The organism is Halovivax limisalsi (assembly GCF_023093535.1).
Taxonomy (GTDB): domain Archaea; phylum Halobacteriota; class Halobacteria; order Halobacteriales; family Natrialbaceae; genus Halovivax; species Halovivax limisalsi.
Map to the genome: position 1 here is coordinate 1281158 of NZ_CP095757.1, position 20660 is coordinate 1301817.

Here is a 20660-nt window from a genome sequence, read left to right on the forward strand (position 1 = left end):
CCACCGCACGGTCCGTTCACGTCGCGCCGCCGCCCGTCGGGATCAGTATCCGTCCTCGCCAGTCGGTGCCCTACGGGACGATCACGGCCTACGATACGATCACGAGCTGCGCGACGGTTCCGGGTTCGAAGACGAGGCCGGCGTAGGCGAGCAGGACGACGAGGACGGCGCCGGGGACCCCGCCGATGGCGACGACCAGCACGACCAGCGGCGTGATCTCGACGCCGTAGCCGAACCACGAGAGCGCCAAGATGACGAGCAGGCCGATCACCGCGTTGACGATGAACGGTCGCACGGTCCGGATGATCTGGTAGGCGCCGAACGCGAACGCGAGGACGACCAGCACGACGAGGAGTTCGAGCCCGGTGATCGACATGGGAACCCGTCCGGGCGCGACGCGTATCAGTAGTGGTGCCGTTACGGCGACGCGATGGCCCGTCCGCGGCGTCGGTCGTGGACGGATCGACGGTCAGTTTGTATAGTGAGGTGACCGAAATATACCGATATGGCCGCAGCGATGACGGAGCGTATCCGAAAGTTGGCCAGAGAGCGCGATGTCGGCGAATCGGAGATCATCCAGCAGGCCGTCGAATCCGGCGTCGAATCGCTCTGGCGCGACCTCGTTATCGAGCGATATCTGGACGGCTCGATGTCTCGACCAGCGGCGATCGAAGCGCTTGGACGTGATACCGTCGTCGAGGTCGAACGGGCCAAATCGGCCGTCGAGGAGGACGTCGCCAGGGGGCGACGCGACCGGGATCGAAATGGCTGAATTGGTCGTGGCCGATATCGCCCCGCTCGTCCAACTCGACGAAGCCGATTCGCTCGGGTCGCTGGAGCTGTTCGACGCGGTTGCGGCCTCGTCGCGAGGCTTTATGTCGGTAGGAACGAACTGATACGTATGGACTCGCCAGCCGAATCGGCACACAGGCGGGCTGCTGAGGCCTTTGTGCAGGCGACGCGTGAACGCTTCGACGAGGAGATCGAAGCGATCCACCTCTTCGGGAGCGTCGCCCGGGGCGAGGAACGAGGCGCCGACTCGGATGTCGATTTACTCGTCGTGCTATCGGACGAGACGGACAACTCACGCGTAACGGACGCGATTCGCGATCACGCGTACGAGATCGAACTCGAATACGGCGTCGTCATCTCGCTTGTCGTCCGGACGCAGTCGGAACTCGACTGCGATCGGAATCGTCCGTTCGTCCGGACGGTAACCCGGACCGGACAAACGTTGTATGGGTAACGACGCCGATCCGGGTGCCGAACTGGCGATGGCACGCGACGCGCTCGCCGACCCTCGGATCCTCGAGACCGGCGATGGAACCGACGCCGGCGTCGTGAACCGTCTGTAATACGCCGCATTTCATGCCGCACAGGCAGCGTTGTTTGCGAACGGACGACGCCAACCTCCCACGGCCACGTTCGGCAAGCGTTCGGACAGGAATTAGTTCTGAACGGCGATGCAACGCGAGCGGACGGGCGATTGCTCGGCGAGTTGTACGATTATCGCCAGCAGGCCGACTACGGTGTCGGGACCCCGCCCGTCGATCCCGCCCAATTACTCACCGACGTGGAGGCGTTCCTCACGCGGATGGAAGATATCGTCTCGACTCGGACTGACTAGGGATTCTCGCTCCGACGAGAGGCGGTAGCCTCTCTGGACCGCAGTCCGAAGGGTATCAGTCACTCGTATCGTGGACGCTCCCGGTACGGAATCGGATCGCGCTCGCCGACTCGCTGAAAGGCTTCGAGCCGTCGGGTGGATGAGTCGCACGTTCCGCATGCGGGTTCGTTATCGCGGTAGCAGCTTCAGGTGAGCCTTGGCCGTACATCGTTGAGACAGCACTCGGTTCTGACGGTACTTCGGAGCGTAGTCCGGTTTCAGTTGTTATCGAAGCGATGCGACGAGTCCGTCGATGGCCTCGTCGACGAGTGCTGGTGTAATCCGCCCTTGCCAGTAGTCGATGTCACCAGCGTCGATCGATTGCACGCTCCACGGGGCGATGCGGCTTTGCCTCGGCGTTCCTCCCTGGCGCCACGCATCGGGCTCGATATCGATCAGGTCGTCGACCCACGTTCTCGTCGTGAGCGCGAGGACGACGTACTGCTCTCCGTGGAACGGTCTCCCGTGTGGTTCGAAATCACGAGCCACGGTCTCGCTGCATCCGCACGCTTGTACGGATCGACGCCGTAGACCACGTCCCCGGGTTCGTAGATGGGCGCGTTATCGGTCACGGTCCTCAACCTCGAGACTCGGGTGCGGTTCGTCGGGCGCGTGCTCGGCCCACTCAGATCGGTCCTCCGGGCCGAGCTGGTCGTTGAACAGGGCGGTGGCGCGCTCGTAGCCGTCGTAGCGGGCGAGGCGATCGTCGTCGCTCGTGATCGCCCAGTAGGTTCCCTTGTGTTCGACCAGCTCTCGACGCTTGAGTCGCGTGAGGCTGGTACTCACCGTCCCGTCGTCGAGTTCCGTACGCGCCGCGATTTCGCTCGCCTTGAACGCGCGGTCGTCGTTCACCGCCAGAAAGCCAAGGACCTGCTCGGTCGCGGAGACGTCCGCCAGTTCCGCCTCGTCCGATCGCTCGAACGTCTCTCGATCGATGGACATGGGTACACTGAAAGTAGCGTGAGGGGCGTTATATACGTTCGGTACGTTATTGTCGAGATCGCTCACGCGTATTCGGGGCGCTCCCGATACGAAATCGGATCGCGTTCGCCGACTCGCTGGAAGGCTTCGAGCCGTCGAGCGCACGAATCGCACGTTCCGCAGGCAGGTGACTCGTCGCGATAACAACTCCAGGTCCGTTCGTAGGGGACGCCGAGGTCGAGGCCGCGGGTCGCGATGTCGGTCTTGCTGGCCTCGACGAACGGCGCTTCGATCGCGATCTCGGTGTCGTCGGCCGTGCCCGCCTCGACGACGCGCTGGAAGGCCGCGAAGAACTCGGGGCGGCAGTCCGGATAGCCGCCGTGGTCTTCCGAGTGGGCGCCGACGAACACCTCATCGCAGTCGGTGGCTTCGGCGTAGGCGACCGCCATCGAGAGGAGGTTGGCGTTGCGGAACGGGACGTAGGTCGAGGGCACGGCGTCACCGGTATCGCTCGCGTCGGGCACGTCCCCCGCATCGGTCGCGTCGGGACCCGCTCCCGTCCCTTCGATGAGGCTCGACCCGCCGATCCGGGCGAGGTGGTCCGTCTCGACGCGGTGGAACGTCGCGTCGAGTTCGTCCGCCTGCGCGCGGGCGCACTCGTACTCTTTCGACTCGGTGCGCTGGCCGTAGGACGTGTGCAGGAAGTGCAGGTCGTAGCCGCGGTCGCGGGCCTCGTAGGCGGCGGTGGCGCTGTCCATCCCGCCGGAGGCGAGGACGACGGCCGACCTGGAGGGTGAATCGGCGGCATCACGGTCGGTGGGAGTACTGGATCCCGCCATCGTCATCGCCCCGCGGCGTCGTCCCAGAGGTCGACGTGCAAGCGCGGCGTGTACCGGAAACCCCGGTCCATCGCGAGTTCGGCGACCGCGTTTCGCCGCTCGTCGAGTTGCTCTCGGGTCGTGCCCTCGGGCATCAGGAGGACGTCGCTATTCGGAATGGGGGTGTCGGTTCGCGAACGCAGCCGATCGAGGAGGGCGGTGATCTCGGGGAGGTCGGCCTCGCCGGTGACGACGAACTTCAGCTGCGCGTCGTAGGAGTCGATAAGGTCGGCGAGGGCCTCGAGATTGATTCGCCTCTCTTCGTGGCGGTCGGTCCACGGTTCGACGGCGTCCGGATCCGCGTCGTCGTCGCGCTCCGCATCGTCGGTGCCGGCGGGCGGACGGTCGGGCGTCGGCGTGCTGCTCGCGAGTTTCGGGCTGACGCTCGCCAGGTCGATCGGCGCATCGCGGTAGATCGTCCCGTTGGTCTCGACGGTGACGTGATAGCCGCAGTCGTCGAGGCGCTCGAGGAGTGGGACCGCCGCGTCGTGGAGCAGCGGCTCGCCACCCGTCAGGACGACGTGATCCGCGTCGTGGGACGCGATGTCCTCGAGGATAGCGTCGACGGACCGCCAGTCGCCCGTCGGCTCCCACGAGGTGTGATAGGAGTCGCAGAACCAGCAGCGCAGGTTACAGCCGCTGGTCCGGACGAAGACCGAGGGGACGCCCGCCAGTCGCCCCTCGCCCTGGAGGGAGTAGAACAGCTCGTTGATCGGGAGGGACTCGGACCGAGCGCGGGTATCCGATTCCGTGGATTCGGATGGCGTCAATTCGACCGGCATCAGATCCCTCCCGCGCAGAGTTCGCCCGTCTCGCGCACCTGGACGGAGATTTCTGTAACCGTATCGGGGAGTTCGGACTCGAGGCGGTCTTCGAGCAGGACGCTCATGACCTCCGCCGTGGGCGGGTGCGGGAGGACGACGAGCGCGTCCGCGTCGCCGGACGCCTCGAAGGCGTCGACGAGGGGGTCGTCCTCCTCGACGAGGAACCGGTGATCCCACTCGGAGATTATTCCAGTAATATCTCCTTTGTCGACGATCCAGCCCTCCTCGGTGAGGTGGCCGGTGATTTCGGCCGTGATTTCGTAGTTGTGCCCGTGCGGACGCGAGCACTTGCCCTCGTGGTGGAGTATGCGGTGGCCCGCGCTGATTCGGATCGGGGAATCGCAGCCGATGTGGAGGGTTCGGGGGGTTGCGTCGAGGGATTGGGGCGGGAGACTGTATTGTGGGATCGATTCGAGCGGCATAGGGGATATTATCGAGAGAGCACTTGTATATTATGGATGGGTGGGGTGGACGACGCAGGCGGAGAAAACCCTTGGCGGTCTCGAGGGCTGAACTAGCTGCGATCCTCAGTCACTACTTCGCTCGTTCCTTGCGGTTTCTGAGACGGGAGTCTCAGAGTAGCGGGGCTTCGCTTCCCGCGTCACTTGCGTCGTTTCGCACCTCGAGACCGCAAGCCCCTTTCAGTCTCACCCAGCGGTTGATCGGCGTGGAGTAGCCCCGTGGACTGTCGGCTCCGGTTAGTCCACCGGTTCAGTTTCCTCGATACGGGTTTCGAGCCGGGTGAGGAAGTTCGGATCGAACTCCTCGTCGACGTGGTTGACGTTCCAGAGGCCCGACTTCCGAATCGCTTCCGAGGGGCAGTGCCTGCCGAGCCAGTCGCTCGCTCTCGGATCGATCGGTTCGGCCCCATAATTACTGACGAGCGCGATCAGGTTCGATTCGAGGTACGCGCGTTCGCTGTCCGGTCCCGGTTCGTCGTCGACGTCGATCCAGAGGAACGGAAGGTTCCTGATGTACTCGCTGACGCGGACCTCGTGATCGAGTTCGGAAAGGCGGCGGTCCCTACCGGCGCTCGAGCCGACTCCCCACTCGGGATAGTCATCTTCGAGATCGGCTCTGGCGAGGAGGGCTTCGCCGACCCGTTTGCGGAAGACGGATCCGCGGTGGTTGCCGCCACCTTCGTAGGTGCCCCTGTTGGCGCCGCGGTGCGTTCTGAGGCGATTCCAGAGCGTGGTTCCACTTCCCGAGGATACCGCGTGCGTTCCGATTCGGGTGATCCGCGGCTGGTCGGAACCCTCGCGGGATTCGTCGGCCGCGAAGAACACGTATATCCCGCGCTCCGGCCAGTCCGTGTAGCCGGTACAGTCGTCGAGCGTTTTCGCGCCGCCGACGCGTTCGTCGAACCGATCTAGCAGGTGATACAGTCGATCGAGATCGTCACGTCGCCCCATCGTGAGTCAGCGGACCAAAACTCTCCACAATGTAAAACTAGACGGCCAACCAACCGAGGTAAATTAGATCATATCGACATCTGGGCCAGAAACAGTGGTGATGAAACCGCGTTCGTGGGGATTCCCGCTGCTGTTCACGGCGTTTTCACCAGAATCGAGTGCAAACCTACTTGTCGTCCGACTTCGATGTCCGCCTATGAGTACCTCGACGGGTTCGCTTTCCGAGCCGGACGTCCTCGCCCAAACCAAGCGGGCGCTCTTTCCCGAGGACGATCCGGATCCGGCCTACGCCGTCGTGGACACCCAATTCGCGATGGATGAGTGGCTCTCCGGTCACCCCGTCGACCCGGAGACGCGCGAGTTACTCTCCCCGTTCAATCACGTCCGCGTCGGCAACGGCTACCCGGATCTGGTCGGCGTCCGCAAGCTGGAGAACGACTTTCTCGCCGTGGATCGATTCGGGGACGAACCCCCGTTGATCGTAATCGAGGCGAAGGGCTACGCCGGCGGCGACGTCGACACCGAGACGGGGATCACGCAGGCCTACGCTCGCCTCGCGGAGGCGAACGCGGCCTACCTCGCCGCTCCGGCGGCCATCATCACGAAAACGGATCGGACGCTCGCCAGAGAACTGAACGTCGGCGTGCTCGGCGTGACGGAGTCGGGAGACGTCACGCCGATGGAGCGTCCGCGGGTCGTGGGTAATCGAACCACCACGGAGGCGAAGGCGATCCGCTTCCAGGCCAGCGCGCAGGGTGTGGCCGACAAATCGTTCTCGCTGAACCATCCGAAGAACTACCTCGGATACGCGCTATCGTGCTACGCCGACGGCGAGACGGCGACGCTACAGGAGAACTACGTCGTGGGCGAAGTCGACGGCTCGAAGCAAGGGGCGAAGTTTCTCGGACTCGTACACGAGCGACGCGGCCGCCCCGAACTTACCACGCTCGGACAGGAGGTCGTTCGATTCGCGAAGTCGAATTACGGCACGGTCGAGAAAGCCCTTCGGGAGTTCGAGAACTGGCAAGGGAGCCGGAAACGATTTATCGACGCCGAACCGCTCTGGGGGCAACTCGCCCGTCGGATCGTCTACGATTACAGGGCGACGACGCTGCTGGTTTCGGAGTTACAGGAACTCTACGAGATCGGGATATCGCGACCGACACTCGTCGAACTGGTTTCACACCTCCACGAGCACCACCCGACGTTCACCATCGAGCTGTTCATCAAAGGCGACGATGACGTGCGAAGTCGCGTGCTGGACGAGGACGGTGAGCTGCAGGTCGACGAATTAGCCGACGGGAACGTCTTTCACTCGCCGACGGTGTTTCAGTTGAAGGCGATGCTCTATCACGCCGGAATCGTGACCGACCGCGGGAAGGAGCCGAACAAACTGGATCCGACGGCCGACGTCTGGGCGCTTCGGGAACGTGTTTGATCTGCCAGCCGATCTAAATCGATCAAGATTGATGGACATTGTACCACACGAGCCGTTTTCACGTTACGTTGGGGAAACCGGCCGACCAATCCACGCGGGTGGGAATGAAAGGGGCTGGCACTCTCGGGGAAGGCGCGGGAAGCAAGCACCGCAGGAGCGATAGCGACGAGGAGCGCAGCGAGAGCGAGGCCGACCGCAGGGAGGCCTCGGATCCGCGAACGGGGAGCGGAGCGAACCGTGAGCGACCGCACCGACTCGAGAGTGCCAGGGGCTTTCTCCATGTTCGCAGCGGTTACGCGGCCCGAACCCCGTATTTCTCAAAACACTTTCAATGAGGCCTCGATACATGGCCTCCAGCATCCGTCCTTGTGTCAGAGACTATCAACAGCAGACGGAGCCACATTACACCCACAGGGCGTCACCTGACCCACTCCCGGCCCGGAGATCGCGATACCGATAACTGGACCACCACAGCCGGGACAGTCGGGCGCCCATTCGGGCCTCCGCGGATACCCGGACTCCTTCCACGCCGGAACCTCGTCGTCATCTCCCGCAACGTCCCCGCCCGTCGCTGGCGGATCGGGATCGCAATCGTCGTCAGAATCGTCCGCGCCGGGTGTGGGGTTGTCTGCCTCTTCGTCGCCGTCCGACTGCTCAGGCTCATCGCTAATTCCGCCGTCTGAAGCCGCTTGACGGCCGTTCGTGTACACGTTGCTCCCGGGACGCTTATGTCGATGTGAACTGTATCGGGTCATGCTTCTGGAACCCTCTCGGGTTTGGGAAGCAATCGTCTCGGGTGCTCCACCACCCGGGACATTTCACGTACCTGCCCCCTGGTCTTCTGGAGCCGATCGCTTCCACCCCTCAGTGCGTAGCACAGTGACTTATATCTACCTCTAATTCGACGAATAGAACAAGTATGCGGTTGATCGTAAGCTATACGCCATTTTGGGCGGATTCTCGAAACTACCGCCTACTGTCAGCGTAAGTCAGTGTAACCTGGCCCACCGAACGGTTCAGATCTCGATCGAACGGCTCGGTTGCACGCTCGTCGAACGGCCGATCGTCCATCGAAAATTGAAGCGACTCCTTCGAGCGGACGGCCTTCGCCGGATGATCGCTGCCTGCTACCCGCGTCCGCTACTCGTCCGCTGTTCGTCCGCTACCCGGTTTCGTTCCCGGTTCCAGTTTCGTTGCCGCCCCCGTTACCGCCTCCGTTCTCGTTCCCGCCGCCGTTTCCGTTCGTCTGCCACCAGTCTTCGTGCTCGAGTATCGAGTCCTCGTCCTCCTCTTCGACCGGAGTGCCCTCGACGGCGATGAACTCCTGGTTGTCGCCGAAGGGGCTCCAGTCCTTGTTCATCTGGAAGAGTTGCGGCTGGTTCCCATCGTCGGTGTCGGGGACGAAGCCGATATCTTCGTCGTACTCGCCGATCTCGGTGTCGTGGGCGACGAACAGCGGGACGACTTCGCCGGTGTTGAGCCACCGGATCTGGTGGGTGTTGTAGTCCGCGAACCAGCTGTCGGTGACGGCGCCGTAGTTCGGCTTCCAGTCGACGACGCCCGAGACGAACGCGAATCTTGCGTCCGGGTTGAAGTTGGTGATGTGGATGAGGGCGTCCCAATCGTCGTCCAGGAGCCCGTCGCCGTCGTCCTGCGCCGCCGCGGTTCCCGACGCGCCGACGGCGAGGGCGGCCGATGCGAGTGCGCCCTTCTTCAACGAGCGGCGCGAATCGCCAGTACGCGCGGCGGTGCTTCGTGAATCGTCCCCCGCTCCGTTGGTCGCGCTGATCGAGTTGTCCGTCATATAATAGTCACTCCGGTTCCCCGCTCCCACGGCCAGCCGGGTAAGGCGTAAGCTTGCAGTCGAAGCGGCGAACGAAGGCTCTGAAAGCGGCCTACGGGGTACCTAGCTCGGTCGGCGACGCCGTCCGGCCACTCGCCCGGGGCGGTTTTTCACCGTCGACCGGTTTCTCCACCGCCTGCCCGCGTCGTTGGACCGTCGGTCGTCCCGGTCCGCGCTCGTTTACGAGCCGGTTTCGTCCACTACCCGGTTTCGTTCCCGGTGGTGGTTTCGTTACCGTTTCCGGTTACGTTCCCGGTGGTTGTCTCGTTGCCGTTTCCGGTTACGTTCCCGGTGGTGGTTTCGTTGCCGTTTTCGGTTCCAGCGCCGTTGCCGTTCCCGCCGCCGTTGCCGTCCGTCTGCCACCAGTCTTCGTGCTCGAGGATGGAGTCTTCCTCCTCTTCTTCGACGGGACTGGCCTGGATGGCGATGAACTCCTGGTTGTCGCCGAAGGGGCTCCAGTCCCGGCTCATCTGGTACAGCTGCGGCTGGTTCTGGTCGTCGCCGGTGTCGGAGACGTAGCCGAGGTCTTCGTCGTACTCGCCGATCTCGGCGTCGTGGGCGACGAACAGCGGGACGACCTCGCCGGTGTTGAGCCACCGGATCTGGTGGGTGTTGTAGTCCTCGAACCAGCTGTCGGTGACGTCGCCGTAGTTCGGTACCCACTCGACGACGCCCGAGACGAACGTGAACCTGGCGTCGGGGTAGAAGTTGGTGATGTGGATGAGCCCCTCCCAGTTGTCGTCCAGGATCAGGTCGTCGTCATCGTCGTCCTGTGCCGCCGCGGTTCCGGACGCGCCGAGGGCGAGGGCGGTCGACGCGAGCGCCCCCTTCTTCACGAACGAACGGCGCGAATCGCCGGTTTGCGTGCCGGTGCGTCTCGAATCGTCTGTCGCTCCGCGGGTCGTCTTCGTCGTCTCGTCAGTCATATCATCGCCCCTCCGGTCACTCGCTCCCACAGCCAGCGGGGTAAGCCGTAAGCTTGCAATAGGAACGTGTACGACTGTCCTGTGAGCCGCGTACGGAGTCCGTAGCCGGTCTCGAGTCGACCCGATCCGTTCCGCCGACCGGTCGCCGATCGTCGACGAGATCAGCCGTCGCGCGACCGCAGCCGACCCCGGAAGAACCCGACGAGGTCGGTGACGTAGCCGGTCCCCCAGATCGCGACGATCGCCGCGCCGACGGCGTTGAAGACGAGGTCGGTGACGATGTCGTCGATCCCGTAGACGGTGACGAGGCCGCCGAACGTGAACTCGAGGACCTCCCAGAGGAGCCCGGCCGCGAGGACGAACACGACGATGAACGCCGCTCGAAACGTCGGCGGCACGTCGATCTCGTCGGAGTGCAGTTCCAGGGCCCGAAAGGCGGCGTAGCCGATCCCGGCGACGAGCGTCGCGGAGACGGTGTGGGTCACTTCGTCGTACCACTGGAACCACTCGTAGAGGGTCAGCGCACCCGCGGTGTGCAGGACCATGGCGACGGCGATCCAGCAGACGAGGCCGGCGTCCATCGAGTAGCCGTACTCCCGGCGCAGGAGTGCCGGAAGGAGCGTGACGCAGAGGGCCAGGCCGGCCGAGACGGCCAGCTCCGCGTTCAACGTCGCGACGCCGACGACGAACAGGACCGCGAGGAGCAACTGCAGCGCTCGCGCGACGGTGCGCTCCTGGGCGTCCGTCAGTCCGAGTCGGTCACCGAGAGTCATCGTTCGTTCGCGTCGATTGATAGGCGGAGCCGGCGGCCTCGCCCCGCGTGAAGTACCAGTAGAAGAGGCCGCCCGCGAGGAATCCTACGACGGTGACGGTCGCGATATCCCGCTGGAGTTCGGACTGCGTCCGCAGGAAATCGGTTCCGAACCAGCCGTCCGAGTAGTACTGCGCGACGATCCAGAGCGACTCGATCGCCAGCGTCGTCAGGACGCCGAAGACCACGGCGAAGCGCGGCCCGAGTTCGACCGGCGTGAACGCGTCGAGTTCGACGACGAGCACGAGCGCGAGCGCCGCGATGGCGAGAAAGCCCGCGACGTCGGGGTAGAGCTCGATCGCCCGCGCGCCGACGGCGATCGCGGCGGTGGCGAGGAGGGGCCACGGGGCCATCGCGGTCCAGTCGCGCCGGATCACGGCCGGCGTCGATGCCACCGCACCGAGAACGATCGCGAACCCGCCCCAGAGGAGCGCGCCAGATCGAACACTCGCGACGGCTGCCAGCCCGATCGCCCCGGTCAGCGCCCAGCCGAGGACGGCGTTCCGTCGGCCGCCGGGTCCCGCGTCGTCGTGGGCCACCGTGCAGGGTGCACCGCGCCAGCACTAAAACATCCGCCCGTTTCCCGACCCGTATCGACGCGTCCCGGCGTCGGCGATATCGCGTCCGAACTGCTGGCGGCCCTCGAGACGAACGGCGAGCGGCGGACGCCGCTGCTCCCCGGGCCGGAGGGCGTTCGGGCACTGGCCGCCGGAGACGGGGGCGGTACGAGGGCGCGCTTCGGTCGCGATCGTGACTTTCCTCGAGGAAACGGACGCGATCAGGCGATCCGACGGCAAACTCGGTCATCACTCGACTGGTGCGGGGCTGCAAGGGACCGTCCACTACGGAACTAATTTGCGCATCGGGTGAGAAGCGCCGGACAGTGACCGCCGATCTCGACTATCCGTCCGCCGACCTCGTTCTCGATATCCACGAGCAGATCGTCGAGGAAGGGGACGAAACGGAACCGGGCGTTCGATCGGTGGAAGCGATCGAATCCGCGCTCCAGTACGTTTCCGAAGGGTTCTTCGGTAAGAGACCGGGGACCATCCACGAAAAGGCTATTCACCTGATGCGACTGCTCGTTGCCGATCACCCGTTCGTAGACGGAAACAAACGAACGGCATTACGGACTGTCGTCGTTTTCTACCTGATGAACGGATACACGTTCGAGTACGGTGACGAAATGCGCGCACTGTTACATCGATTTGCGACGGACGAGTCCGCCGTGGACACGGAAACGGCGGTAATCTACGTCCGAGCCTGTGCCCGCCGTAACGGCTAAACCTGAGCGCCGCGAACCCCGATACGAAATGGCCTCGAGCACCGATTCCGCGACGCCGATCGACGAAGCCGTTCGGCAACTCTACGAACGGTACCGGTCGGCCGAGAGCGACGCGGAACGTCGCGAAATCGCCCTGGAGATGGGGAAGCTCGATGGCCGCCGAAACGCGGACATTTATGCGGCGCTCGAGGACGAGTGAGGGATTCTGGGTGATCCCGATCCTCGCGGAGTAACCGATTGCAGCGACGATATCCCCCGGTCTCTCCACCGATTCGTCCGTCGCACGTGCTCGACTCACCCGGCCGAAACCGAACCGACCGCGTTCGGTTCGCCCGGTCCGCACGATCGTTGCCTCCCGATACCGACCACGCACGACCCGTCAGGTTCGGAGACGGTACGCCCGATCGCCAACCGCCACTAAGTCCCTCTCGGATGTGGCCAGTCACATGCGTCCCACCACTCGCCAGCAGTCGATCACCAATCGACCGCAAGTCTCGAATCTCCTCGAAGATACCGACGAGCAGCCGGAGCCGGACCGGATCGAGAAATCGCCGGCCGTCCGACTCGGCCGCCTGCTCTACGGCGGCGTCCTCGGGACGATGGCGGTCGACGGCCTCCGAAACGCGGACGCGCGAGCCGAGTACGCCGACGCGAAGGGCGTCCCGGTGCCCTGGCTGGCGAACGTCTACGCGCACCTTTTGCTCCTGACGGGGGCCGTCGGAATCGCGCTGTGGCGCTCGCCGCGCGCCGCCGCGACAGCGGTCGTCGCCTTCTTCCTCGGCGTCACGCCGATGATGCACGACTTCTGGACTCTCGACGACCCCGAGCAGGCCCAGCAGGAACGGCTCAACTTCCTCAAGAACGCCGGCCTCCTCGGGGCCGCGCTGATCGTTCTCGGGATCGCGCGCCGGTCCCAGTGAGGCGGCCCGAGCGAGAGGGTCGGAGCGAGCAGAACCGAGTGAGCGGGCCGAGTCCCGACGTACACGGCGATCCCTCGCGGCTTCACCCCGCGGCTATATCCACGCGGTCGGTGTACGACCCTCGACATGCCGTCAGCACTGTTCGTCGTCAGCGAGCACGGCTACTGGGGAGAGGAGTGCGTCGAACCGCTCACCGCACTCTCGGACGCGGGCGTCGAAATCGCGGTCGCCACGCCGACCGGCGGGCAGCCGAAGGTCGACGAGCGATCGGTCGACCCGGACGAGGTCGGGGAGGACCTGGCCGAGCGCGTCCGCGACGTCGCAAAGCACGACGACCGATTGAACGATCCCGTTCCGCTGGCCGACGCGGACGCCGACGACTACGACGCGGTGTTCTTCCCGGGCGGGCACGGCACCGAGTGGGACATCACGCACGACCACCACGCCCGCGATCTCCTGCGGACGGCCGTCGAGGGCGAGGACGGCACCGCCCTCGTCGTCTGTCACGCCGTCGGCCTGCTGGCGTTCACCCGCGACGAAGACGGCGCGTTCCTCGCCGCGGGCCGGACCGTCACGGGGTTTCCGAACGCCTGGGAGGAAGGGATCGTCGACGAGCGCGACCTGCTGCCCGACGGCCGAAAGTTACCCTACTGGGTCGAGGACGAGGTCCGCGCGGTCGGGGCGGAGTGGGACGCCGAACTCGACGCCGAGACCTCCGTCCAGGTCGACGGCGACCTCGTCACCGGCCGCGGCCCGGAGTCCTCCCGCGCCGCGGCCGAGACCCTGCTCGACGAACTCGGCGTCGAGCGGTGAGCACCTCGCCGGTCGGTTCCCGCGCCGTCGGGGGCACCCCATCCGGCGGTCCCGTCGGTTCGACCGCCCGCGCCGACCGGGTCCCGTAACCCCTCGCAATCGCGGACGGTCGAGGCCGTTACCGGGCGGTAGCGGCCGTCAGCTTCCCGTATTGGTACTGATTGATGAGGGCAAACCGCAAGGTTTTCAACTCGGCGCTCTCGCCCCGACGATATGCACGACGACGCGGGGATCGCGCCGGACGCGGCGTCGCGAGCGGACGCGAGCTGCTCGGTACTGTACGTCGGCGCCGCCTCGGCGCTCACCGATGCGCTGGCCGAAACCGACGACCTGCACGTCGAACGACCGGCCGACCCGGAGGCGGCCGTCGACGCGGTTCGGGCCGATCCGGACGGCGTCGACTGCGTCGTCACCGAGTACGATCTGCCGGGGGTGACCGGCATCGAGCTGCTCGAACGCGTGCGCGCTATCGAGCCGGGGCTACCGGTCGTCCTCGTCGCGGCCGACGGCTCGGAGGCGGTGGCGAGCGAGGCCATCTCCGCGGGCGTCGACGATTACGTACCGAAACGCGGGACCGCCGAAGGCGCCCGCACGCTCCGCTCCAGCGTCGAGAACGCGATCGACCGTCGCCGGGCCGAACGCGAGCGCGAGCGTCACCTCACCGCGATCGAGACCGCCGCGGAGGGGATCAGCATCCTCGACGCGGACGGCCGATTTCGGTACGTCAACGAGGCCTACGCCCGCCTCTACGGCTACGAGCCGGACGAGCTCGTCGGCGAGTCCTGGGAGCGCCTCTACCGGCCCGAGGACGCCTCGCGGGTTCGCGAGGAGATCCTGCCGACGGTCTACGAGACGGGGCGCTGGAGCGGCTACACGACCGGCCTCCGGGCCGACGGTTCGACGTTCGTCGAGGATCACGACCTCGCGGTGACCGCCGACGACACGCTCGTCTGCACCGTCCGGGACGTCGACGCCCGCCGCGCCGAGGGGGCCGCGGTCGAGGAGCGACTCCTGCTCGATCGCGCGCTCGACCTCCTGCCCGACATCGTCTACGTCCTCGACCCCGACGGGACGCTATCGTGGTACAACGACCGCCTGCCCGACGCGACCGGGTATGCGCCCGCGGAACTCGATGCGATGTCGGCCGTCGAACTGTTCCCGCCGACCGAGCGCGATCGCGTTCGGACGGCGATCGAGACGGTTCGTTCGACCGGCAGCGAGGTGATCGAGACCGAGATACGGACCGCAGACGGCGAGTGCGTGCCGTACGAACTCACCGGCGACCTGGTCACCGATGGCGGCGACCCCGCCGCGATCGTCGGGGTCGGCCGCGACATCTCCTCGCACCGCGAGCGCGAGCGAACGCTGCGGGCGCTCAACGAGACGTCCCAGGAGTTGATGGGCGCCGAGACGGAGCAGGCCGTCGCCGATCGCGGCGTCAGGGCCGCACAGGAGGTGGTGGGGCTGGCGGCGACGGCGATTCACCGGTACGACGAGGCGGCCGACGGCCTCGTCCCGGTGGCCCAGACCGACCCGGGTGCGAGCATCCTCGCGGACCCGCCGACGCTCGAAGCGGGCGAGAGCATCGCCTGGCGCGTCTACGCGTCGGGCGAGCCCTACGCCACCGGCGACGTCAGCGCCGATCCGGACGCGGCCAACCCCGAGACGCCGATCGAGAGCGAGGTCATCCTGCCGCTCGGCGACCACGGCGTGCTCATCGCCGCCTCGGAGACGCCCCGCGCGTTCGACGACGAGGACGTCGTTCTCGGGGAGATCCTCGCCGGCTCGATCGAGGCGGCGTTCGACGCCGTCGATCGGACCGCGGAACTGGCCGCGCGCGAGCGGGAGCTGGCCGACCGCAACGAGCGCCTCGAGGAGTTCGCGTCGGTCGTCTCTCACGACCTCCGGAACCCGCTCCAGGTGGCTCGCGGCCACCTCGATCGCATTTCGGCGTCGGCGGACCGCGCCGACGCCCTCGAGCAGGCGACCGAGGCGCTCGACCACATGGACGCCTTGGTGGACGATCTGCTGACGCTCTCCCGGCAGGGGGAGTCGATCGGCGACCGCGAACCGGTCGTCCTCGATCACCTCGCCCTGCAGTGCTGGCGCACGATCGACGCGGCGGCGGCGACGCTGCGCCGCGAGAGCGAGCGCGCGGTCATGGCGGACCGGAGACGGCTTCGACAGCTCCTCGAGAACTTGCTCGCGAACGCGGTCGTCCACGGCGGTCCGGACGTCACGGTGACCGTCGGCGCTCGCCCGGGCGGCTTCTACGTCGCCGACGACGGACCGGGCATCCCGCCCGACGAGCGAGCGACGATCTTCGAGACCGGCTACACGACGGCCGACGACGGCACCGGCTTCGGCCTGGGAATCGTGACGCGAGTCGCCGAGGCCCACGGCTGGTCGGTCGAGGTCGGCGAGAGCGAGGACGGCGGCGCCAGGTTCGACGTGACGGGCGTCGAGATCGTGGGGTGAGTCGACCCGGGCGTCGACGTCGTGGCGTGGCCCGAACCGGCGACCTGGAACCGCCGGCCGGTCCTGGTTCCCACTCGTCCGTTCCGGCCTCGTGTCGCTCGCCTCGCAGTCGACCGTGATGCTCGACTCGCCTCGCAGTCGTCTCAGCCGTCGGTCGACGCGTTTGCGGGCTCGGCCGGCCCGCGCTCCGCGACGACCTCGTGAATCTCGACCTCGTTGGGCGCCTCGAACGCGCTCTCGGCGTCCGCGTCGCCGTGGGCGCGATCGAAGTCGACGCTGTCGCGCCAGGATTCGTACGCTTCGCGCGACTCCCAGACCGTCTGGGTGACGTACCCCTCGGCGTCGACGGGTGCGAGGAGCCGCAACTCGCGAAACCCGGCTCGCTCTTCGATGCCGTGATTCGTCCGTAGTCGATCGACGAACGCGTCGACGCGGTCGGCCGGAACCTGCACGCGGTTCGAGACGACGATCATTCGCGTATCACCGGCTTAACGGTGGGACGGCGCGGGTAGAAACCTGTACCCGCACATCTTCGTGCGGCGGGGCGTCACAAAACGGTCCCTCCGACGGATGTCGCCGACGGTCGGGTTTCGTTCGACCGTCCGACTGTACCGATCAGAACGGGGCGTCGGGCGATCCGCGGCTCGGCCGTTCGGACTCCCTGGCCCGCTCCATCGGGTTCGAGCCGACGGGGGCGCTGTCTTCGGGCTCCGCCGTCACGTCGCCGGTCTCGAGGTACGTCTCCTCGAGTTCTTCGAGCTGGTCGCGGATCGCCTCGCTCTGGTGGTGCATCGGCGCCGGTCGGACCCGCACGAGGTCGTACTCGTGGCGGTCGGAAAGCGCGTTCCAGGCCCTGAACGAGCCGATGGTGAGGGTGTGGGTCTGCGGGCAGAACGGCGTCGTCGGGGTGAACTCCGCGCGGAGGACGCGTTCGACGCCGTCGCCGTCGATCGTCCGATCGCGCTCGACGGCGTCCGCTGCGTCGGGCCGTTCGACCGCGTAGCGATAGCCCGCGTTCTCGTGGCGGGTGTCGAGGTTCAGCTCCGCCAGGTTGTAGTTGAACGTCATGTCGTAGACCTTGCGGGCCTCGAAGACGTCCCTGGTCACCCGGTGGAACGCGACGTGGTCCATCCCGGACAGGACGTCGTGCTCCGCGAGGAAGGGACCGGGCGAGGGGACGTGGTCGGCGACGAACGCGTCGAAGGGGTCGAACAGGCCGTCGGAACCGCCGCCGAAGGGAGACGGGAAGCGTGACATGTCTCCGGGTTCGCTCTCACCCGGGATACGGCTACTCCCGGAGATATTCGCCTCGCGCTCCGCTCGACTGGTCTGACACCCTCGCGGGCGACGCAGTGGGCCGGGGCATCATGATCGGTCCGGGGACGGGCCCTCAACAGGCCGGACACGCCTCGCCGCCGTCCGTATCGGCCTCCGGACAGACGCCGGGACAATCCGTCTCGACCCGGTCGCGGAGGGTATCGAGTCCCGCGGGCGGCAGCGCGACCGCGAGGTCGAAGGTCCGCTCGTCGTCGAGGTCGTCCTCGAGCGCCGACTCGAAGTACGACGAGACGACGCAGACGCGCCACGCGACCCGCGCGGCGACGGCCTCGCCCCGCTCGGTCAGCCGGACGCCCCGGTACTTCTCGCGGTCGAGGAGGCCGCGCTCGCCCAGCTTCGACAGCATCTGTGACGCGCTGGCCGGCGTCACCCCGACCGCGGCCCGGAGGTCGCCGGTCGTGACCCGGCCGTCTCGCCCCGTCGATTCGTCCGCGATGGCGTAGAGGTATCGCGCCTCGCGCCGCCCGACCGAGTCGATCGCGGCCGGCCGATCCGTCCTCCCGGGTGCGCGCGTATCGGCTTCCATGGCCTCCCATCCGAGCGCGGCCGTGAAACCCCTCCTCCCGAATCGGTTCGCCTCCGACGAGGCGGTCACTGGCCTCGAACGCCCCGGTCGGGGTCTGGTACCGGTCGCTGTTCGCCGTTCGGACGCGGCCGTCGGCGCTGTAGAAGGAGGGTTCGCGGACGACTGGTTTCTTCCGCCCGCCGTGGTGTTTTCGCCGGTGGTCCTACGCGCCCCTGACCGCCTCGAGGACGTCCTCGTAGGGCGGTTCGGTCGTCGGGTCGTCGGCGACCCAGGTGTAGGCGACCGTTCCGTCACCCTCCAGGACGAACACCGCCCGGTTCGCGACGCCGTGGAGGCCGAGGTCAGCGATGTCGATTTCGAGGCCGTACGCCCGGATGGCCTCGCCGGCCGTGTCGCTGACGAGGTCGAACTCGATCCCGTGCTCCTCGCGGAACGCGCCCTGGCAGAACGGCGAGTCGGCGCTGACCCCGAGGACGGTCGCTCCGGCGCCGCGGAAGTCGGCCAGGCGCTCTTGCAGGGCGACCATCTCGTTCGTGCACGGAGGCGTGAACGCGCCCGGGAAGAACGCCAGGACGACCGGCCCGTCACCGAGTCGGTCCTCGAGGGCGAACGATTCGTGCTCGCTCGTGCCGCGCGTCGCGTCGAACGTCGGCGCAACGTCTCCTGATTCGAGCATCGCTCCACCGTTCGACTCACGGCGGGGAATAGGCCGGGCCGAACATCTCCGCACGCCGTCGCGCTGCGGTCGATCGGGTCGGGCGGCGTTCACACGGCGTCGACCGGAGAGCGATGTCACGCCGCCAGTCGACCGCCGACGTAGCCGCCGACGGCGCCCAGGGCGGCGCTCACCACGGCCACGAACAGCACCGTCAGCACCAGCACGACGGCGAGCAGCGAGGCCCAGCCGCCTTCGCCGACGGCGAGCAAGCCGTCGACGAGGCCCGCCAGGACGAATCCCGACGGAATCGCGATCGCGAGCGCCGGGAGGAGGCCGGCGAGGGCGCCGACGCCGATCGACCGGCCGGAGTCGTCGTGTACCAGGTGACCGGCGACCGCGCCGCCGATCACCGGTGCCACCGGAGCCGCAAAGGAGAACAGGGCGGTCGCGACCGCGCCGATGACGGCCGCCGTGGCGTCGGAATCCGCTGGATCCGCTCCCGTCGCCCGGTTGTGAGCGCGCCGCCGCAGCACGACGAACGCCACGCCGGCGACGACGAGTGCAGCGCCGGTGACGACGAGTCCGAGTTCCGTCCACCGAACCACGGCCTCGGTCACCGCGACCGAGTCGGCCGGCGAGAGCTCCTCCGTCCCCAGCATCACCGTCACCTCCCCCGATTCGACGCCGTCGACGATGGCCGCACGATCGACGAACGCGGCCAGCGCGATCCCGCCTGCGACCGCGAACAACCCGGCGAGGACGATCAACCCGCCCAGAATCCAGTCGACGATCGCGGGAAATCGCCGCCCGTCAGTCGCCCGTTCGCCGTCCGATCGCCGACCCGAGGTTTCGCCCATGTCATCAACTCACACGGGAAATGCCGTAAAACCACGAGCGTACGGGGGTGAGGGGTGTCGGTCGCTGATCGCCCGTCGCCGACCGATCTCTCAGGGTGCGACGCGGTCGAGCGGCTGGACAAGTATAGAAAGGTTGAACTGTACGCGGCAGCGACGGTCGCACATGGACGTCGTTACCACCGAGACGATTCCGGACGAAGAGATCGACGAGGCGCTCGGCATCGCTCGTGGCAACACGGTCAAGGCGCGCAACGTCGGGCGCGACATCACCCAGAGCATCCGCAACATCACCGGCGGCGAACTCAAAGCCTACTCCGAACTCCTGACCGACGCCCGCGACGAGGCGATCGCCCGGATGACCGACGACGCCGAGAAAATGGGCGCCGACGCGATCGTCAACGTTCGCATCGAGACCTCGGAGATCGCCGGCGGGAGCTCGGAGGTCATCGCGTACGGCACGGCCGTCACCCTGCGGTGAGCCGCGCCGAACCGTCCGGCGAGGCGTCTCCGACGATCCGATGAGTGACGTCTCGATCGAACGCGTCGATCCGGCCCGCACCGGCGTCAAAGCGGGTCGCGTCGTGGGACTCCTGACGGCGATCCTCGCCGTCGCGAGCCTGCTCGCCGTGCGCGAGGCGTTCGTCGGCCGCTTGCTGACGATGGTGGAACTGCTCGGCGTCGGCCCGAGCCTCCTCGGACTCGACCCCGGTCGCACCGCGGCGCTTTACTTCTGGCTCTACGCGGCCGGCGCCGTCCTCGCCCGCTACGGACTCTGTTACGTCGTCGGCTCGCTCGTCGGCGTCGTCTACGACTGGCTCGACGAGCCGCCGGTCCCCGTCCTCGTCGGGCTCGTACTCGCGATCGGCCTCGTCGACGGGGCGATCCAGGCGATCGATACGGGTATCGTCGCGATCGGCGTCGGGTACGTCCTCGCCTGGCTCGCGTACGTGCCGGCGTTTTACTGGCTCTACGATCCGGACGCCGCGTCGGTCCCCGACCGCCACGTCCGAAACTCCTGACCCGTCCGCCGTCAACCGGCCTGCTGCCTGTCTCGCCGCGCCGAGAC

At 66.8% G+C, this 20660-nt stretch carries 25 protein-coding genes and 2 pseudogenes; 10 read left to right on the forward strand and 17 right to left on the reverse strand.

Annotated elements, in window-relative coordinates; genetic code table 11:
• Positions 1 to 88: 88 nt before the first annotated feature.
• Positions 89 to 376: a pro-sigmaK processing inhibitor BofA family protein gene (locus MXA07_RS05645; protein WP_247731071.1), complete on the reverse strand. Its 288-nt coding sequence runs from the start codon at positions 374 to 376 to the stop codon at positions 89 to 91.
• A 129-nt stretch (positions 377 to 505) separates the two neighbouring features.
• Here MXA07_RS05645 and MXA07_RS05650 point away from each other — a divergent pair, with 129 nt between their 5' ends.
• Together MXA07_RS05650 and MXA07_RS05655 are read left to right on the forward strand one after the other, a co-directional pair.
• Entirely contained in the window at positions 506 to 772 is a 267-nt protein-coding gene (locus MXA07_RS05650) for a hypothetical protein (RefSeq protein ID WP_247731072.1), read from the forward strand.
• A gap of 129 nt (positions 773 to 901) precedes the next feature.
• Complete coding sequence (locus MXA07_RS05655; protein WP_247731073.1) at positions 902 to 1246, forward strand: nucleotidyltransferase domain-containing protein; 345 nt, start codon at positions 902 to 904, stop codon at positions 1244 to 1246.
• A 440-nt stretch (positions 1247 to 1686) separates the two neighbouring features.
• Here the strand turns inward: MXA07_RS05655 and MXA07_RS05660 are convergent.
• The 7 genes and pseudogenes from MXA07_RS05660 to MXA07_RS05685 all read right to left on the reverse strand — a co-directional run.
• Positions 1687 to 1812, reverse strand: a pseudogene (locus tag MXA07_RS05660) (7-cyano-7-deazaguanine synthase QueC); the annotation flags it as partial.
• 79 nt (positions 1813 to 1891) lie between these two features.
• Positions 1892 to 2238 (reverse strand): annotated as a pseudogene (locus MXA07_RS18275) (type II toxin-antitoxin system PemK/MazF family toxin).
• Positions 2228 to 2608, reverse strand: coding sequence for a MarR family transcriptional regulator (locus MXA07_RS05665; protein ID WP_247731074.1), 381 nt, complete (start codon positions 2606 to 2608; stop codon positions 2228 to 2230). Before MXA07_RS05665 ends, MXA07_RS18275 begins: the two are co-directional and overlap by 11 nt.
• 62 nt (positions 2609 to 2670) lie before the next feature.
• Positions 2671 to 3426 carry a 7-cyano-7-deazaguanine synthase QueC gene (gene queC / locus MXA07_RS05670; RefSeq protein ID WP_247731075.1) on the reverse strand — a complete coding sequence of 252 codons (756 nt, stop codon included), beginning with the start codon at positions 3424 to 3426 and terminating at the stop codon, positions 2671 to 2673.
• A gap of 2 nt (positions 3427 to 3428) precedes the next feature.
• The gene (locus tag MXA07_RS05675; protein WP_247731076.1) at positions 3429 to 4247 is read right to left on the reverse strand and encodes a 7-carboxy-7-deazaguanine synthase QueE; all 819 of its coding nucleotides are present in this window, start codon (positions 4245 to 4247) and stop codon (positions 3429 to 3431) included.
• Positions 4247 to 4711, reverse strand: a complete 465-nt coding sequence (locus tag MXA07_RS05680; protein ID WP_247731077.1) for a 6-pyruvoyl trahydropterin synthase family protein — start codon at positions 4709 to 4711, stop codon at positions 4247 to 4249. The genes MXA07_RS05675 and MXA07_RS05680 overlap by 1 nt, the downstream gene beginning before the upstream one ends.
• Positions 4712 to 4987: 276 nt before the next feature.
• A complete protein-coding gene (locus MXA07_RS05685; protein WP_247731078.1) occupies positions 4988 to 5701 on the reverse strand; it encodes a GIY-YIG domain-containing protein in 714 nt (237 codons plus the stop codon).
• Between the two features lie 196 nt (positions 5702 to 5897).
• Between MXA07_RS05685 and MXA07_RS05690 the strand changes: the two genes are divergently transcribed.
• A complete protein-coding gene (locus MXA07_RS05690) occupies positions 5898 to 7139 on the forward strand; it encodes a hypothetical protein (RefSeq protein ID WP_247731079.1) in 1242 nt (413 codons plus the stop codon).
• Between the two features lie 1162 nt (positions 7140 to 8301).
• On the opposite strand, the gene MXA07_RS05695 is transcribed toward MXA07_RS05690, so the two are convergent.
• The 4 genes from MXA07_RS05695 to MXA07_RS05710 form a co-directional block, all read right to left on the reverse strand.
• A complete protein-coding gene (locus MXA07_RS05695; RefSeq protein WP_247731080.1) occupies positions 8302 to 8943 on the reverse strand; it encodes a hypothetical protein in 642 nt (213 codons plus the stop codon).
• Positions 8944 to 9182: 239 nt separating this feature from the next.
• Positions 9183 to 9908, reverse strand: coding sequence for a hypothetical protein (locus tag MXA07_RS05700; RefSeq protein WP_247731081.1), 726 nt, complete (start codon positions 9906 to 9908; stop codon positions 9183 to 9185).
• A gap of 161 nt (positions 9909 to 10069) precedes the next feature.
• Positions 10070 to 10681, reverse strand: a complete 612-nt coding sequence (locus tag MXA07_RS05705; RefSeq protein ID WP_247731082.1) for a DUF2238 domain-containing protein — start codon at positions 10679 to 10681, stop codon at positions 10070 to 10072.
• Positions 10668 to 11258, reverse strand: coding sequence for a hypothetical protein (locus MXA07_RS05710; protein WP_247731083.1), 591 nt, complete (start codon positions 11256 to 11258; stop codon positions 10668 to 10670). Before MXA07_RS05710 ends, MXA07_RS05705 begins: the two co-directional genes overlap by 14 nt.
• A 344-nt stretch (positions 11259 to 11602) precedes the next feature.
• On the opposite strand from MXA07_RS05710, the gene MXA07_RS05715 reads away from it, so the two are divergent.
• The 5 genes from MXA07_RS05715 (at position 11603) to MXA07_RS05735 (ending at position 16215) form a co-directional block, all read left to right on the forward strand.
• Positions 11603 to 12004, forward strand: coding sequence for a type II toxin-antitoxin system death-on-curing family toxin (locus tag MXA07_RS05715; protein ID WP_247731084.1), 402 nt, complete (start codon positions 11603 to 11605; stop codon positions 12002 to 12004).
• A 28-nt stretch (positions 12005 to 12032) separates the two neighbouring features.
• Entirely contained in the window at positions 12033 to 12203 is a 171-nt protein-coding gene (locus MXA07_RS05720) for a hypothetical protein (protein WP_247731085.1), read from the forward strand.
• Between the two features lie 247 nt (positions 12204 to 12450).
• Entirely contained in the window at positions 12451 to 12924 is a 474-nt protein-coding gene (locus MXA07_RS05725; RefSeq protein ID WP_247731086.1) for a DoxX family protein, read from the forward strand.
• Between the two features lie 126 nt (positions 12925 to 13050).
• Complete coding sequence (locus tag MXA07_RS05730) at positions 13051 to 13737, forward strand: type 1 glutamine amidotransferase domain-containing protein (RefSeq protein WP_247731087.1); 687 nt, start codon at positions 13051 to 13053, stop codon at positions 13735 to 13737.
• Positions 13738 to 13950: 213 nt separating this feature from the next.
• Complete coding sequence (locus tag MXA07_RS05735) at positions 13951 to 16215, forward strand: PAS domain S-box protein (RefSeq protein WP_247731088.1); 2265 nt, start codon at positions 13951 to 13953, stop codon at positions 16213 to 16215.
• A gap of 143 nt (positions 16216 to 16358) precedes the next feature.
• Here MXA07_RS05735 and MXA07_RS05740 read toward each other — a convergent pair whose 3' ends face one another.
• The 5 genes from MXA07_RS05740 to MXA07_RS05760 all read right to left on the reverse strand — a co-directional run bounded on the left by MXA07_RS05740 (position 16359) and on the right by MXA07_RS05760 (position 19594).
• The gene (locus tag MXA07_RS05740; protein ID WP_247731089.1) at positions 16359 to 16688 is read right to left on the reverse strand and encodes an antibiotic biosynthesis monooxygenase family protein; all 330 of its coding nucleotides are present in this window, start codon (positions 16686 to 16688) and stop codon (positions 16359 to 16361) included.
• A gap of 142 nt (positions 16689 to 16830) precedes the next feature.
• Positions 16831 to 17472 (reverse strand): DUF7998 family protein, encoded by a 642-nt coding sequence (locus MXA07_RS05745; RefSeq protein WP_247731090.1) that lies wholly within the window; start codon positions 17470 to 17472, stop codon positions 16831 to 16833.
• Positions 17473 to 17605: 133 nt separating this feature from the next.
• The gene (locus tag MXA07_RS05750; RefSeq protein WP_247731091.1) at positions 17606 to 18079 is read right to left on the reverse strand and encodes a metal-dependent transcriptional regulator; all 474 of its coding nucleotides are present in this window, start codon (positions 18077 to 18079) and stop codon (positions 17606 to 17608) included.
• 202 nt (positions 18080 to 18281) lie between these two features.
• Positions 18282 to 18755, reverse strand: a complete 474-nt coding sequence (locus MXA07_RS05755) for a redoxin domain-containing protein (RefSeq protein WP_247731092.1) — start codon at positions 18753 to 18755, stop codon at positions 18282 to 18284.
• A gap of 116 nt (positions 18756 to 18871) precedes the next feature.
• Positions 18872 to 19594, reverse strand: coding sequence for a DUF5518 domain-containing protein (locus tag MXA07_RS05760; RefSeq protein ID WP_247731093.1), 723 nt, complete (start codon positions 19592 to 19594; stop codon positions 18872 to 18874).
• 163 nt (positions 19595 to 19757) lie between these two features.
• Between MXA07_RS05760 and MXA07_RS05765 the strand changes: the two genes are divergently transcribed.
• Both MXA07_RS05765 and MXA07_RS05770 read left to right on the forward strand, forming a co-directional pair.
• Positions 19758 to 20072 (forward strand): YbjQ family protein, encoded by a 315-nt coding sequence (locus MXA07_RS05765; RefSeq protein WP_247731094.1) that lies wholly within the window; start codon positions 19758 to 19760, stop codon positions 20070 to 20072.
• Positions 20073 to 20112: 40 nt separating this feature from the next.
• The gene (locus MXA07_RS05770) at positions 20113 to 20613 is read left to right on the forward strand and encodes a hypothetical protein (protein ID WP_247731095.1); all 501 of its coding nucleotides are present in this window, start codon (positions 20113 to 20115) and stop codon (positions 20611 to 20613) included.
• Positions 20614 to 20660 lie beyond the last annotated feature (47 nt).

What these genes read in the sequence shown, in the direction of transcription:
- MXA07_RS05645 (WP_247731071.1), bottom strand. Translation starts at nt 376, where the DNA reads ATGTCGATCACCGGGCTCGAACTCCTCGTCGTGCTGGTCGTCCTCGCG.
- MXA07_RS05650 (WP_247731072.1), top strand. Translation starts at nt 506, where the DNA reads ATGGCCGCAGCGATGACGGAGCGTATCCGAAAGTTGGCCAGAGAGCGC.
- MXA07_RS05655 (WP_247731073.1), top strand. Translation starts at nt 902, where the DNA reads ATGGACTCGCCAGCCGAATCGGCACACAGGCGGGCTGCTGAGGCCTTT.
- MXA07_RS05665 (WP_247731074.1), bottom strand. Translation starts at nt 2,608, where the DNA reads ATGTCCATCGATCGAGAGACGTTCGAGCGATCGGACGAGGCGGAACTG.
- queC (WP_247731075.1), bottom strand. Translation starts at nt 3,426, where the DNA reads ATGGCGGGATCCAGTACTCCCACCGACCGTGATGCCGCCGATTCACCC.
- MXA07_RS05675 (WP_247731076.1), bottom strand. Translation starts at nt 4,247, where the DNA reads ATGCCGGTCGAATTGACGCCATCCGAATCCACGGAATCGGATACCCGC.
- MXA07_RS05680 (WP_247731077.1), bottom strand. Translation starts at nt 4,711, where the DNA reads ATGCCGCTCGAATCGATCCCACAATACAGTCTCCCGCCCCAATCCCTC.
- MXA07_RS05685 (WP_247731078.1), bottom strand. Translation starts at nt 5,701, where the DNA reads ATGGGGCGACGTGACGATCTCGATCGACTGTATCACCTGCTAGATCGG.
- MXA07_RS05690 (WP_247731079.1), top strand. Translation starts at nt 5,898, where the DNA reads ATGAGTACCTCGACGGGTTCGCTTTCCGAGCCGGACGTCCTCGCCCAA.
- MXA07_RS05695 (WP_247731080.1), bottom strand. Translation starts at nt 8,943, where the DNA reads ATGACGGACAACTCGATCAGCGCGACCAACGGAGCGGGGGACGATTCA.
- MXA07_RS05700 (WP_247731081.1), bottom strand. Translation starts at nt 9,908, where the DNA reads ATGACTGACGAGACGACGAAGACGACCCGCGGAGCGACAGACGATTCG.
- MXA07_RS05705 (WP_247731082.1), bottom strand. Translation starts at nt 10,681, where the DNA reads ATGACTCTCGGTGACCGACTCGGACTGACGGACGCCCAGGAGCGCACC.
- MXA07_RS05720 (WP_247731085.1), top strand. Translation starts at nt 12,033, where the DNA reads ATGGCCTCGAGCACCGATTCCGCGACGCCGATCGACGAAGCCGTTCGG.
- MXA07_RS05725 (WP_247731086.1), top strand. Translation starts at nt 12,451, where the DNA reads ATGCGTCCCACCACTCGCCAGCAGTCGATCACCAATCGACCGCAAGTC.
- MXA07_RS05730 (WP_247731087.1), top strand. Translation starts at nt 13,051, where the DNA reads ATGCCGTCAGCACTGTTCGTCGTCAGCGAGCACGGCTACTGGGGAGAG.
- MXA07_RS05735 (WP_247731088.1), top strand. Translation starts at nt 13,951, where the DNA reads ATGCACGACGACGCGGGGATCGCGCCGGACGCGGCGTCGCGAGCGGAC.
- MXA07_RS05740 (WP_247731089.1), bottom strand. Translation starts at nt 16,688, where the DNA reads ATGATCGTCGTCTCGAACCGCGTGCAGGTTCCGGCCGACCGCGTCGAC.
- MXA07_RS05745 (WP_247731090.1), bottom strand. Translation starts at nt 17,472, where the DNA reads ATGTCACGCTTCCCGTCTCCCTTCGGCGGCGGTTCCGACGGCCTGTTC.
- MXA07_RS05750 (WP_247731091.1), bottom strand. Translation starts at nt 18,079, where the DNA reads ATGGAAGCCGATACGCGCGCACCCGGGAGGACGGATCGGCCGGCCGCG.
- MXA07_RS05755 (WP_247731092.1), bottom strand. Translation starts at nt 18,755, where the DNA reads ATGCTCGAATCAGGAGACGTTGCGCCGACGTTCGACGCGACGCGCGGC.
- MXA07_RS05760 (WP_247731093.1), bottom strand. Translation starts at nt 19,594, where the DNA reads ATGGGCGAAACCTCGGGTCGGCGATCGGACGGCGAACGGGCGACTGAC.
- MXA07_RS05765 (WP_247731094.1), top strand. Translation starts at nt 19,758, where the DNA reads ATGGACGTCGTTACCACCGAGACGATTCCGGACGAAGAGATCGACGAG.
- MXA07_RS05770 (WP_247731095.1), top strand. Translation starts at nt 20,113, where the DNA reads ATGAGTGACGTCTCGATCGAACGCGTCGATCCGGCCCGCACCGGCGTC.